Origin of the sequence: Nocardia altamirensis NBRC 108246 (assembly GCF_001612685.1) — a bacterium.
GTDB lineage: Bacteria > Actinomycetota > Actinomycetes > Mycobacteriales > Mycobacteriaceae > Nocardia > Nocardia altamirensis.
Window position 1 is genome coordinate 209,338 of record NZ_BDAY01000003.1, and the last position, 12,988, is coordinate 222,325.

Consider the following 12,988-nt stretch of genomic DNA (forward strand, 5'->3'; position numbering starts at 1 on the left):
AGCACGAGCATGAGGTCCTCCTGGCGAGCCAGGCACGACCTCAGCCTGCGTTGGCGTCGGAGGCAGTGGCCGCAGCGGTGGTGGCCTTGGCGGCGATGAGTTCGGTGAAGGTCTGGACGACTTGATCGTGGTAGTCGCGGATCAGCAATTCGATGAGGCCGAGGTCCAGGATCTCGAGGGGGCCTTCGGACAGAGCCATCTCCTGGAGTTTGCGGTACAGCACCAGATGCCCTTCAGGGGGCAAGGGTTCATAGAAGGCCTGGCTCGCTTCGGGTGTGGCGATGAAGATTTCGCCTGCCGTGTTGAACAGGCTGAGGAACCCGGGCTTGCCGAGGGCGGCGAAGATCGATCGGAGCACGTGCAGCTCGGCGGCCATGAGGTCGGTGCGATCCGCCTTCTCGTTGGTTGCCAGCAACTCGAACCGGTCTGCGGCGTGGAACGCGCGGGAAAAGTCGTACCGGCGCGGGTCGGCGGCGAAGACTCGCATGGCCTGGGTGATCAGTTGATGCTCGATGTCGATGAGGTCGGTGAAGAGTTTGACGGCGCGGTCGGGTACGCGATGGGCGAACCGGAACATGAAGCGCCAGGTGTCGATTCCGCCGTACAGATTGAGATCACGGACGAGATAGCCGAGTCCGCGTCGGGCTTCGACGAAGCCGAGTGCGGCGAGCCTGCCCAAAGCGCTATTGGCAGTGGGTGTGCTGGTGTTGAATTCGGTGGCGACCTGACGCACCGAGGGGAGCATGTCGCCGGGCTGATATACGCCTGCCGCGATGCGGTAGGCGAGCTGCTCGGTGATGTCGTCCACCACGGTCGGTTGTGCCACCAGGGGGATTCTTCCAGGTCGCGTCGCCTTCGTTCGAGACCAGGAGTCGATGGCAGGTCGTCAGGGCTGGTCGAGGCCCATTATCCCGGCTTTACCGAAAGATTGTTTACGGCAGTATTCAGAGGTGTTGTATACGCCATCTAACACAGGTAGGTTGTCTGAGACGCCAGCACGATGACGTGCTTATCGGAACCGAGGACGGCGACAATCTTGAACAAAACCACGACACCGCCGGTGCGCCCGGATCCACTCATGCGGGTCGTCGGAGACAACGTCTCGGAGACAGTTCTCTCCAGCTTGCGTACGTTCGGGCGCGTGGTCGCTATGGCCATCGAATCGATGGTCGGTGCGGTCGCCGATGTGGTTGCCGGTCGCTTCCAGTGGCGTGAGATGCTGCGCCAGGCATGGTATCTCGTCACCGTGACCGCCGTTCCGGCGGTGCTGATGGCAGTGCCGTTCGGCGTGGTGGTCTCCGTGCAGATCGGCAATCTGATCCATCAGGTCGGCGCCGATTCGTTGCTCGGCGCTGCGGGCGGGCTCGGGGTGATCCAGCAGGGTGCGCCGATGGCCACCGGCCTGCTGCTGGGTGGGGCGGGCACCGCGACGATAGCCGCGGACTTGGGGGCCAGGCGTATCCGGGAGGAGATCGACGCGCTGGACACGATGGGCATCAACCCGTTGCACCGCCTGGTGATACCGCGCATGGCGGCGATGCTGCTGGTCGGCCCGCTGCTCAATGTGCTGATAATTTTCGCGGGAGTGCTGTCGGGTTACGCGGTAGCGACCGGTGTGCAAGGCGTGACGCCTGGCAGCTATTGGGCGACGTTCGGCTCGTTCGCCACCGTCACCGATGTGTGGATCTCGATGGCGAAGTCGGCGTTGTTCGGGTTCATCGTGGTGATCGTGGCCTGTCAGCGCGGATTGGAAGCCAAGGGCGGCCCGCGTGGGGTGGCTGATGGTGTGAATGCGGCTGTGGTGCTGTCGATCCTGGCCATTGCTGTGGTGAATGTGGCGATCACTCAACTGGTGACGATGTTCCTACCGACCAGGATCGCGTGATGGCCGCGCCGTATACGCCGCGGGGATTGCGGTGGGCGAGCCGCGTGGTCTATCGGCGGAACCTGCCCTTCGCGCCGTTCGAGTCCGTCGGTTTCACCTTGAGTTTCGTGTGGCAGGTCGTGTCGTCGATTCCGTTGACATTGCGCAGGTATCGAGCGGAGACGATGCGCAAGATCACCGACTTGACTTGGGGCAGAGGCTCATTGATCGTCGGTGGTGGCACGGTGCCGGTCCTGGTGGTACTCGGTATCGCCATGGGCACGGGTGTCGGCATCCAGTCGTTCGCCGCACTCAACCTGCTCGGCATGGGGCCGATGACCGGAGTCGTCTCCGCGTTCGCCAACACGCGTGAGCTGGCGCCGATCGCCGCCGCCGTCGGATTCGCGGCGCAGGCCGGTTGCCGGATGACGGCCGAGATCGGTGCCATGCGGATCGCGGAGGAGATCGACGCCATCGAGGCGCTCGGTTTGAAGTCGGTGCCGTTCGTGGTGACCACCCGGCTCATCGCGGGCGCGGTCACCGTGGTGCCGACCTTCCTGGTCGCGCTGCTGCTGAGTTATGTGTCCTGCTCGTCGGTGGTTCTGATCCTGCACGGCCAGTCGATCGGGGTGTACAACCACTACTTCTTCCAGTTCGTCAGTGGCTGGGACCTGATCGCCGCGGTGATCAAGATGCTGGTGTTCAGCATCCTGGTCATCCTGATCCATTGCTATCAGGGCTTTTTCGCGACCGGCGGCCCCGAAGGGGTCGGGGTCGCCTCCGGTCGCGCGGTGCGCGCCAGCTTCATCGCCATCATTACCGCGGACATGGTGTTGACCGTCGTGTTGTGGGGTATCAACTCGTCGATCACGTTCACGGGGTAGCGCGATGCCTGCATATGGAATGCCCGGCGTCGGCACCAGTCGGCGTGCCGCGCGAATTCTCGGCGTGATCGCGACGGTGCTGGCCATGGTCGTTGCGCTCGGCTGGCACTGGGGCAGTACCGCCCGCGAATCGCAGGACATGCGAATCCAGTTGCGCACCAACCGGATCGGTGATGGTGTCGTGCACGGCGCTGAGGTGCGGTTGAACGGGGTCACGGTGGGCAGTGTCACGGACATCGCGGCCAAGCCCGGCGGTCAGCAGCTGATCATGGTGTCGCTGAACCCCGCCCAGCTGTTCGGCCTCACCGACAGTTTCGATGTCGACTACGCACCGTCCAATCTGTTCGGCATCAGCGAGATCACGCTGAAACGGCGCAGCGGCGGTTCAGCATTGCGCAACGGTGCGCTGGTCGACCTCACCGCAGCGGGTCGGGTCAATGACGTCACGATGGGGAATCTGTTGCGCGCGTTGTCGGTCAACGCCTCGGATGTGCTCACCCCGGAGATGACCGAACTGCTCAACCGCGCCTCAGCCGACCTCACCGCATTCACGCCGATGATTCAAGCGGTGGTGAATGTCAGTCGCGCGGTGGCCGATACCCAGCGATACCCGCCGTCGTTTCTCATCGAGCAGTACGCGTCGTTCTTCAACGGGGTGTCGAAGTTCGCCGACGGCACCATCCGGCTGGTCTACGAGGTCTACAGCATCAACGTATTGCGCAATGACCGTGCGCGTTTCGACGTCGGTGTCGGCCTGGTGGTGGACGACCTGTTTCCGTTGATCTCGAAGCTCGGTTGGACCGCGAAGGATCACCTCACCGCCTATTCGGACGCGTTCACCACCTTGTTGAACCAACTGGCGCAGATGGTTCCGAACCCGGCGCAGAGCAGCGCGGACATCACCGAACTGCTGAACCGGCTGAACCTGGCTTTCCGGGATACACCGGAAGGGCCTGAGCTAGGCCTCGCGGTCACGCTGCGTGGGATCCCTGGACTGGCGGTGCCGCTACTCGGCGGGCACGCACTGCCGAGCGCCGAGGCGGGAGGTCCGCGATGAAAGACAAGTTGTCCATCCGCGGGATAGCTTGGCGCTTCGCGATTTTCGGCGCTGCCATGATCGCGTTGCTGGTAGGTGTCGTACAAGCGATTCAGCGACCGGTCGCAGGCGACAACCGCGCTTTCGACGCGCTGTTCACCGACGCCAGTGGACTGAAGACCGGTGACGATGTGCGGATGTTCGGGGTGGCGGTCGGCAAGGTGACCGCGATTTCCCTCGACGGCACCCAAGCACGGGTTCGGTTCAGGGTGCACAGCGACCGGCCGGTGTACGACACGAGCCGATTGGCGATCCGCTATCAGAACCTGACCGGTCAGCGCTATCTCGACGTCAAGCAACCGGACAAGGTAGGCACACCTGTCGCTGCGGGCGAGACCATCGGAACCGACCACACCACAGGGTCTTTCGATATCACCGGCCTGTTCAACGGTATGGAACCGATATTGCAGGAATTCTCCCCCGAGGCGGTGAACCAGCTGTCGGTGAACGCGCTCGCGGTATTGGAGGGCGACGGCAGCCGGGTCGGCGCGACCCTGCAGGCGATCGGGACGCTGAGCGCCCATGTGACCGATCGACAGGCCGTTATCTCGGTGCTGCTGCGCAACTTCGAGCAGATTGCCGACCAGATCGGCGGCCGCTCACCGGAAGCCGCCATCTTGATCAAAGGCATCTCCGACGTCTTCGTGAACCTGCAGAAACAGTTCGACGGACTGATGGACGCCGTCGAGGTCGCACCGCCGGTGCTCGGCGCGATCAACGGCCTGCTGGGGACGCTCGGCTTCACCCATCCCACCAACCCGGACCTGGACACCGACCTGCGCCTGCTGTTTCCTGACCCGGCGGTCGCGCTCGACACACTGGGCAAACTGCCAGGCCTGCTGCAAGCACTGGCTGCGCACATCCCAGCCAAGGCCGACGGCGTCGACCTCACCTGCACCCACGGTCAGGCGGAGGTTCCTGCTGCGGTGGCGGTTTTGATTCGAGGACAAAGGATCTCGATATGCAACAACGGCTGAGGACCTTGCTCCGCCGGGCGACCGATCTCGCGCTCGGCAACGACCGGCACGAGGGCGCGGCGCGGCGCAGGCAGCTGGTGCTCGGCATCGGCGGCCTGGTGGTTGTCGTGCTCATGATGGCGGTCAGCGCGATCATCTATGTCCTGCCGATCGGCAAGTCGACCTACACCGCCGAGCTGACCGAAGCAGGCTCGATCCAAGCGGGCGACGACGTCCGCATCGCGGGTATCTCGGTAGGTTCGGTGCGATCGCTGGAACTGCAGGAAGATTCGGTCCGGATGACCTTCACCGTCGATCGGAATGTCTTCCTCGGTGACCGGAGCACGCTCGACATCCGAATGCTCACCGCGATCGGCGGACACTATGTCGCCGTCTTCTCCGCGGGCACCGCGCCGCTCGGTTCGACGCCGATCCCCGCGGACCGGGTACGACTGCCCTACAGCCTGACCAAAGCGTTGCAGGAATCCGATCGTCCGCTCGCGGCGATCGACGGAGATACGTTGCGCCGCAACATCGCTGCCCTCACCGCGGCGATGGAGAAGAGCCCGGGCTCGATCCAGCAGCTGACCGATGCCATGGCCTCGTTCGTCGATGTCGTCAACCGGCAGAACCGGGATGTGCATCGCGCGTTGGACGTAGCCGAGGAATACGTGCGCCTGCTCGGGCAGTCTCGCCAGGTCATCGGGGCGATGCTGACGAAGATCGGCGTGATGGAAACGACCGTCCTCGGCCGCCGTGGTGAAGTGCTCGAAGCGCTGCGGGTGGTCACCGAGTTGCTCTCGCGGATCGCGGCGATCGAACCGGCCTGGCGCACCCACCTGGAGCCGTTGGCGGACAAGCTGGTCGAGTCCTACCCGGACTTGCAGCGGCTCGGTGACCGGCTGGGCACGGTCGCCACCTCGATCCATGAGATCGGCACTCGGCTGATGAGTTTGGCGGGCCCACAAGGTGGCCTCACCATAGACCAGTCAGGCCAGACGATTTCGGCGCCGACGATCTGCGTGCCGACGCCGGGCAGGGGCTGCTGATGTTGCGAAAGTTCCTCGCGTCCCGAGGTTTCGTGTCGATTCTCGGTGGGGTGCTCGCCGCGGTTGTCGCCGCGGCGGCGGCCTTCGTGCTGCTCGAACCGACGAAGAAGGCGATCGGCTACTGCGCGATCATGCCCGACGCCATCGGTCTCTACACCGGCAACGACGTCACGATGCGCGGCATGAAGATCGGCACGGTGACCGGCATTCGCCCCGAAGGACTCGGTGTGCGAGTCGATTTCGAGGTCGACGCGGCACATCCGTTGCGCGGCGCGGCGAGCGCGGCGACCGTGTCCGACACCATCGTCGCCGACCGAGATCTTGCCGTGCTCGGCACCAAAGGTGGCGCGGACTGGAATTCCGGCGTCTGCGTCACCAAGACCGCCACGCCGAAGAGCCTCACCCGGACCTTCAACGCCTTGTCCAAGGTCGCCGACGAACTCCAGGGCGGTGACGATCCCGCTCAGCGAGACCGGATCAAGCAGGCGGTCACCCAGTTCGACAAGGCGACCGCGGGCAACGGACCGAAATTCAACGACATCATTCAGCAGCTGGCCGCCGCGCTGCGCCAACCCGACGCTGCGATCAGCAACATCGGATCGCTGATCGACCGGCTCAACGAGCTGTCGGCCAGTGTGGCGAACGGCTGGGGCAATCTGCGGCAGATGCTCGACGGTTTCGCGCCGATCCTGCAGACCGTCAACGACGTGTGGGGGCAGGTCGTCGAGATCGTCAACTCGATCGTGACGATCCTGCCGTGGTTCAACGACATCACCACCAAATACGGCGGCCCCCTCTTGCGGCTGCTCGACGATTCGGTGCCCTACCTTCACCTGCTCAGCGCCAACGTCGGCAGCGTGCAGCAACTCATCGACATGGTGCCTGCGATCGCCGAATTGTTCCGCACGGTAACCGATCCGGCGACACAGCGGCTTGCCGTCAGTTACGCACCGCCGAAAGTGACGCTCGCACAGGCGGATGCGAATCAGGTGTGTGCGGCTATCAACGCGATCGCTCCTGGTCGCTGCCCGGATCCGGCGGGCATGGCGAAGGTGGATCTGGTGTCGTTCGTTCTGACAATGGGGGGTGTGTGATGAACCGCTGGCGGCGAGTGTTCGCGACGGTTGCGCTCGGACAGGCAGCGTTGCTCGGGGTGGCCGGTTGCGCCGTTGACCCGGCCCGATTGACCCTGCCGGGGGCGGGCGTGACGGGTCCCATCTATCCGATCCACATTCAGTTCAGCGATGCGTTGAATCTGCCGTCGCGCGCGAAGGTAGTGGCCAACGGCGCCAGGGTCGGCCAGCTCGACCGGCTCTCCGTCAACGATCCGTCGACCACCGGTAAGGGCTATGCCATCGCGGATATCGTTATCCAGCAGGCGATTACGCTGCCTGCGGGCACCAAGGTGCAGCTGCGGCAAGACACCGTGCTCGGCGACATCTATATCTCGCTCGACACCACCGTGCCCGGTGACGGCAGGACGCTCGCGCCCGGTGCGACGATTCCGGTCGGGCAGACCGAACCCGCGTTGCAGATCGAGGATGTGATCGCGGGGCTGGCGACCTTCGTCTCGGGTGGCGCACTGCGGTCGGCGCAGGACATCGTCGAGCAGGTCAATGCCGCGCTGCCGAAGGAGCCCGCCGAGACCGCGCGGATCGCGTCGGTCCTGAAGGACGACCTGATAGACGTGTCGACGCACCTGGACAAGGCGGACGCGTTTCTCGATGCGATCTCGGCCAATGTCGCTGCTGTGCAGGACAATCGGGTCGCGCTCGGTGAACTGCTCACGCCAGAAGGAACGGAGACCATCACTCGGATCGCGGCCTCGCTCATTCAGGTGGTCGGTGTCGTCGGTGGGCTCGGCGGCGTCGCCCACGCCCTGGTCTGGATCGCGCCGCTGGCACACGCGGGTGACGCTGCCGCACAGGCGTTCCTGCCGCTGGCGCTGGCCAATGGCCGCCCGCTGAACCTGAGTGCTCCGTCCAACCTGAATCGGCTGGTCGATGTGTTGCGCAACAAGCTGATTCCGTTCTTCGAACGCGGACCGAAGCTCGACATCCGCGGTGTAGAGATCGAAGAGTCCTCTGGCACAACGGTTCCCGCTGACCAGCAGGTCGACAAGATGATCGACACCCTGCGGATGATCGGAATGGTGCGATGAAAGTGCGTCTCGGTTCGCTGCTTTCGCTCGGCGCGATCGCGGCGATCTTCGTGCTCGGCACCGCGTACTTGACGTTTCAGGTCGCGCGGGTGGACTGGTTCGAGAAATACACCACCGTGTCGATGGAGATGGCCGACGCCGCCAACCTGGTGACGCGGTCACCGGTGCTGCTGTCCGGTATTCGGGTCGGGCAGGTGACCGCCGTATCGAATGCGCCGAACGGGGTACGCATCGACCTGCGCATCGACCGCGACTACCGGATTCCGGTCGACAGCACCGTCACCGTCGAGCACCTGTCCGCCCTCGGCGAGCCATATTTGGAGTTCCAGCCAACACGGATCGGTGGACCGTATCTGGTGGATGGTCAGCGCGTGCGCGCCGACGCGATCCGCATGCCGGTCTCGATCCCGGAGATGGCCAGCACCGTCACCTCGTTGCTGCAGCAGTTCGATCCGAAAGCGATCAAGTCACTGATCCAGACCTTTTCCACGACGCTGAACGGCACCGATGCGCTGGTTCCCGAACTCGCCAGGGGTTCGGACCTGCTGGCCGCCACGCTGCTCAGCCGCTCCCCGCAGCTCAGCGCCATCCTGGCCAACGCCCAAGTGCCTGGGCCTGACGTCGCCAAAGCCGGTGCGGATATGGCGGCGGCCGGTCCGAAATGGGCGGAGTTCGGCGTCAAGGTCACCGACGTCGTCGGCTCGATCGAGACGCTGCTGAACGCCAGGCCCGTGCCCGAGGCATACACCACCGGAACCGGTTTGCTCCCGTTCCTCGGCGAGCTGATCGACTACATCGGCCGGATCGGTCCTGATGCACAGCAGTTGTTCCCACTGTTCGCGCCGCTGGCAGCGCGCGCAGCCAGCAGCTTTGGTGGCATCGATCTTTCCGCGCTCATCACGCAGGCGTTGCACGGGGTCGGCCCGGACGGCTCGCTGCGACTACAGATCAACCTCAAGTGACTCGGACCCCGCCTGGCGCGGCGCTAAACGTGGAGTGGGTATGGCTGAAGAACCAGGTGTAGGTATTGCCGAGATCCGCAAAGGCTCGCGACCAGCGGGCGCTGCGGAATCGGCCTCGCCGAGGACGCCGAAATCAGGAACCGGGGGAGCGGTCTCGATCCCCATCGCCACCCTGATCCAGACGGCGGCAATCGCGGTGCTGGTCATCGTGGTTTGCGTATTGTGCGGTTTCCTCTGGTCGGCCCGTGGCGATCTCGCCGACCACAACGACAGGGCCGCAGCCGATAAGAAGGCCGAGCAGGTCGCCACCGACTACGCGGTCGGCGCGGCCGCGGTCAACTACCAGGACATCAACGCCTGGGTCGGCAAGCTGAAAGCCGGCACCGCACCACAATTGGCGAACAAGTTCGATGCGACAGCGCCCAAGCTACAACAGATCCTGGTATCGCTGAAGTGGACCTCCACGGCAACGCCGATCGCCGCGAAGGTGATGTCCACCGAAAACGGCCTCTACAGGGTGAATGTGTTCATCAACGTGAGCTCCACGAACGCGCAGAGCCCGGAGGGTGCACAGACGACGGTGACCTACAACGTCACGCTCGACAAGAACGCGAGCTGGCAGATCACCGACGTCGGTGGAGTGGGTGGCGCACTTCCGCTGAAGTAGTCAGTCGCCCGGTCTTGTTGAGACCTCGGTGTTGGCTATTCGTTATGAACAGGGCGCACGGCGAGCTGTTCGGCGATCCAGCTGACATCAGTGCGTTGCGTAGCGACGGTCTCGACGTTCTGCAAGGCCAACGCAGGCACCGTCGCGGCAATCGCACTGGTTCTGTGGATCCGCACTGGTTGCGGGTTGCTAGAACGAGTGCGGATCTGTAGAAGGGGTGCGGATGCCGAGAAGGGGTGCGGCACAGAATGGGCGCGGAGTCCTGCCCTGCCGCCGAATGGCCCTCGCCGGGCTGGGGACTGAACCGTCAGCGGCTCAGCCGCCGGCCACGAATCATCGAGGACCTCGAGCCGATAGCGGTCCTGGTACTTGTGGCAGCTCGGTGGGGCCGCCTTTGTCGATCTCGGCTTGGACGGCTTCGGGGGAGTAGAACAGGTCGTGACCGAACTTCTCGCCCAGTACTCGACCGGCGTAGTGCGACATCCGCAGGCCGGTGAGCATCGGTCGGTGGTAGACGGCGAGGTGGGTGATCTTGCCGTCGTCGCCGCGGGTGAAGGCCGTGACCCCGCGCATGACCTCCCCGCCGAAGACAGTCAACTCCCAATCCATATAGGTGCGAGAGCCATTGGTGGCCTGATGGGTGAACCGTTGGGACTCGTACACCTTGCTGACAATGCCCAGCAGGTAGGAGACGGCGTCGCGGCCGTGTACCGGGCGGGTCATCACCATCGGCACCTCGAAGACGATGTCCTCGGCGAAGGTTTTGGCGAATTCCTCCTGCGCGCGTGCCGCCCATGCTGCGGCGTAGTCCGACTCCGTCGGTTCGGTGTCGGTGCTGGTTTCGTTTGCTGTGGTCATCGAAACTCCTTGTGTTCGTTGGGGTCCAAGGCTTTGACGGGACTGCTGAGCTCGGCTGGGTTGATGTGAGCCGAGTTCGGATGCGCCGTGGTCAGGTGTGCGAGCGTCGGTCCGTGGTCGTCAGGTCGGCGCGTTCGGCCGCGCGGATGAGGCGCTCGGCGACGGCCCGGATGATCATCCGATTGATGAACAGTGCCATCGGCCTGCGCCGGGCAGTGGACTCCGCTTGAACGATCCGGTCCAGTGCAGGTAGGTGCCGCCGTCGCGGGTCGGTGTGAAGGTCACCTCGGCCGTGTAGTCCCGTACCGGCTGGAAGGGGCCGGTGAATCGATAGACGTGCCTGCGGTCTTGCTCGTATTCGATGGTCTCTTCACGGAGAAACAGCGGCCACAGGCCGACTTTGCGGATCGCGCCGAGCCCGCCTGGCTCGGGATAGCCCTGCCGGTCCCAGCTCGATTGCATGAGAACCGGTTTCGACCACCGCGGCCAGTTGGCGCCATCGGTCTCGAGCGCGAACAGTTTTTCCGGTGGTGCGCTGCTGATGCGGTTGATCTCGAACGAAAGCCTGTCGCGTGACATGTGGTTCCTCCATGCGGTGGTGGCGGAGCGGAGCAAACGGAGATGGCCGATCGCAGAGGTCGACCTCGGTGCCGAGTGGTGCGGGATCTCGTCACCAGAAATATACAATCATGTATTTAATACAAGACTGTACACTTTGGTGGTGAGCACGCAACCAGCCAACGATGAGACGGCCATCACTGACCTGCCCGCGCGGCCGTTGTCGCGCAAGCGACGCCAAACTCGGGAGCGGCTGTTGGGTGCCGCGTTGGATGCGTTCGCCGAACGGGGGTTCCATGCGAGCTCGGTGGAAGACATCTGCGAGCGGGCGGGCATGACGCGCGGTGGCTTCTACGGCAACTTCTCTTCCAAGGAGGAGCTGTTCCTTGCGCTCTACGAGCAGCAAAACGCCCATCTCGTCGACGCGATTCGCGCGACACCGCTGACGAATAGCGCGACGGTGCAGGATGCTGTTCCGGCGTTCCTCGAGACGCTGCCGCAGGATCGTCGGTGGCATCTGGTCAACGCCGAGTTCGCCCTGCATGCCCTGCGTGATCCCGCCGCAGCCGCCGTCCTCGTGCAGGCCACCACGCGCCTGCGTGCTCAATTCAGCAGGCGCATCGACGACGTACTGAGCGAGGCAGGGTTAGAGCTCACCGTGCCCGCCGACATCATCGTCCGCTGGCTGTTCGCCGTCCGCAATGGTGGCCTCACCCAGGCCTACCTCGAGCCAGAACTCCTGCGCCCCAACGAGTTACTCGACCAACTCGCTCAACTGCTGCTGACCGTAGTCACCCGCGCGACCGACAACGATCACCGTGCCCGACCGGAACCGGTTTCCGATGGCAGCTGCGGTGGATAGCTAGGCGCCGGCTGTGCGGGGCCGTAGACGGCGGTGAGGATCTTGGCGAGTTCGTCGTTGAACTGCTCGAATGCCTCCACGCTGCTCAGATGTCCGGTGGGCAGGATCTCGAGTTTTTCCAAAGATCCTGCCTCGGTGAGTATTTCGGCGATCCGCTCGGCGTGGATGACCGGTATCAGACGGTCGTGTGCGCCGGCGATCAGGGTGGTCGGGATGGTCAGCTCGGCGGCTGCGCGGCCGAGGTCGAGATCGGCGACCAATGCGCCGAATTTCGCTCGCACCATTGCCGGGCAAGAGCGCATGATCGCCATCGAGAAGTTGACGATGTCAGCGGTGGCGTCCGCGCTGGTGAACCGGTGGCGGATCACCCATGTCATCGGTGCGATCGGCGGGAACATGAACGGAAAGCGCAGCCCGAGCCTGCCGAGCCAACGCGGTAGCGGCAGTAGGCGATTGAACAGTGGGACAAGGGTGGTCTCGCCGATGATGTTGCCGATGGGGGTATTGGTCAGCAGTGCCGCGGCGGCACGCTTGGGCACCTGGCCTGGATAGCGCGCGGCCCACGCCTGGATGGCGGCCCCGCCAAGGCTGTGCCCGACCAGGACGGCCCGTTGCGCCGGCCGCAATGTCGCATCGAGTACGACGTTCAGATCGTCGGCAAGCAGATCGGTGGTCAGCGGGCTGCGGCCGAGTTCGCTGTCGCCGTGGCCGCGCAGGTGGTAGGCGATGACGCGGTACGACCCGGCGAAGGCGTTGATCTGCGGGTTCCAGTATTCGAGGCTGCAGGTCCAGCCGTGGACGAAGACGATCACCTCGCCGTCGGCGGGCCCGTAGGCAAGCACACTCAACCGGGTGCCATCGGCGGCAGTGACCGGGATGTCGACACCCGGTGTGGCCGGCGGATTCAGCGCCGTCGTGGCGTACTCCCGGGTCCGCAGGTGGGCCCGATGCACGCGCAGCCGATCACGAACCTGACTCAGGAGACCTGCTCTCAGAGGACCCGATGTTGCCTGCATGGAACACCCCTTTGTGTCTGTGCGCTACAACATGTAACAGTAACCTGATATGTGC

The 12,988-nt window shown here is 64.3% G+C and carries 13 protein-coding genes and 1 pseudogene; 10 read left to right on the forward strand and 4 right to left on the reverse strand.

Features of this window, described 5'->3' with window-relative positions:
- Window positions 1–40: 40 nt before the first annotated feature.
- Window positions 41–826: a GntR family transcriptional regulator gene (locus NA11_RS01305; protein WP_069159830.1), complete on the reverse strand. Its 786-nt coding sequence runs from the start codon at window positions 824–826 to the stop codon at window positions 41–43.
- Window positions 827–1,078: 252 nt separating this feature from the next.
- Between NA11_RS01305 and NA11_RS01310 the strand changes: the two genes are divergently transcribed.
- The 9 genes from NA11_RS01310 to NA11_RS01350 are packed head-to-tail and all read left to right on the forward strand — an operon-like array spanning window position 1,079 to window position 9,639.
- A complete protein-coding gene (locus tag NA11_RS01310) occupies window positions 1,079–1,885 on the forward strand; it encodes an MlaE family ABC transporter permease (protein WP_069159831.1) in 807 nt (268 codons plus the stop codon).
- Window positions 1,885–2,748 carry an ABC transporter permease gene (locus NA11_RS01315; RefSeq protein ID WP_069159832.1) on the forward strand — a complete coding sequence of 288 codons (864 nt, stop codon included), beginning with the start codon at window positions 1,885–1,887 and terminating at the stop codon, window positions 2,746–2,748. The genes NA11_RS01310 and NA11_RS01315 overlap by 1 nt, the downstream gene beginning before the upstream one ends.
- A 4-nt stretch (window positions 2,749–2,752) precedes the next feature.
- Complete coding sequence (locus NA11_RS01320; RefSeq protein WP_174567642.1) at window positions 2,753–3,805, forward strand: MlaD family protein; 1,053 nt, start codon at window positions 2,753–2,755, stop codon at window positions 3,803–3,805.
- Complete coding sequence (locus NA11_RS01325) at window positions 3,802–4,821, forward strand: MlaD family protein (RefSeq protein WP_245745645.1); 1,020 nt, start codon at window positions 3,802–3,804, stop codon at window positions 4,819–4,821. The genes NA11_RS01320 and NA11_RS01325 overlap by 4 nt, the downstream gene beginning before the upstream one ends.
- Window positions 4,806–5,849 carry an MlaD family protein gene (locus NA11_RS01330; protein WP_084653885.1) on the forward strand — a complete coding sequence of 348 codons (1,044 nt, stop codon included), beginning with the start codon at window positions 4,806–4,808 and terminating at the stop codon, window positions 5,847–5,849. The genes NA11_RS01325 and NA11_RS01330 overlap by 16 nt, the downstream gene beginning before the upstream one ends.
- Window positions 5,849–6,943, forward strand: a complete 1,095-nt coding sequence (locus NA11_RS01335; RefSeq protein WP_069159833.1) for an MlaD family protein — start codon at window positions 5,849–5,851, stop codon at window positions 6,941–6,943. The genes NA11_RS01330 and NA11_RS01335 overlap by 1 nt, the downstream gene beginning before the upstream one ends.
- Entirely contained in the window at window positions 6,943–8,010 is a 1,068-nt protein-coding gene (locus NA11_RS01340; RefSeq protein ID WP_141717319.1) for an MlaD family protein, read from the forward strand. Before NA11_RS01335 ends, NA11_RS01340 begins: the two co-directional genes overlap by 1 nt.
- Window positions 8,007–8,972: an MlaD family protein gene (locus tag NA11_RS01345; protein ID WP_069159834.1), complete on the forward strand. Its 966-nt coding sequence runs from the start codon at window positions 8,007–8,009 to the stop codon at window positions 8,970–8,972. Before NA11_RS01340 ends, NA11_RS01345 begins: the two co-directional genes overlap by 4 nt.
- Window positions 8,973–9,012: 40 nt before the next feature.
- Complete coding sequence (locus NA11_RS01350) at window positions 9,013–9,639, forward strand: hypothetical protein (RefSeq protein WP_069159835.1); 627 nt, start codon at window positions 9,013–9,015, stop codon at window positions 9,637–9,639.
- Window positions 9,640–9,972: 333 nt separating this feature from the next.
- Here NA11_RS01350 and NA11_RS01355 read toward each other — a convergent pair whose 3' ends face one another.
- Window positions 9,973–10,497, reverse strand: coding sequence for a nuclear transport factor 2 family protein (locus tag NA11_RS01355; RefSeq protein WP_069159836.1), 525 nt, complete (start codon window positions 10,495–10,497; stop codon window positions 9,973–9,975).
- A gap of 91 nt (window positions 10,498–10,588) precedes the next feature.
- Window positions 10,589–11,076, reverse strand: a pseudogene (locus NA11_RS01360) (SRPBCC family protein).
- Here NA11_RS01360 and NA11_RS01365 point away from each other — a divergent pair.
- Window positions 10,958–11,917 carry a TetR/AcrR family transcriptional regulator gene (locus NA11_RS01365; RefSeq protein WP_084653889.1) on the forward strand — a complete coding sequence of 320 codons (960 nt, stop codon included), beginning with the start codon at window positions 10,958–10,960 and terminating at the stop codon, window positions 11,915–11,917. The pseudogene NA11_RS01360 and the gene NA11_RS01365 overlap by 119 nt on opposite strands.
- Here NA11_RS01365 and NA11_RS01370 read toward each other — a convergent pair.
- Entirely contained in the window at window positions 11,869–12,933 is a 1,065-nt protein-coding gene (locus NA11_RS01370) for an alpha/beta fold hydrolase (RefSeq protein ID WP_069159837.1), read from the reverse strand. The genes NA11_RS01365 and NA11_RS01370 overlap by 49 nt on opposite strands.
- Between the last annotated feature and the right edge of the window lie 55 nt (window positions 12,934–12,988).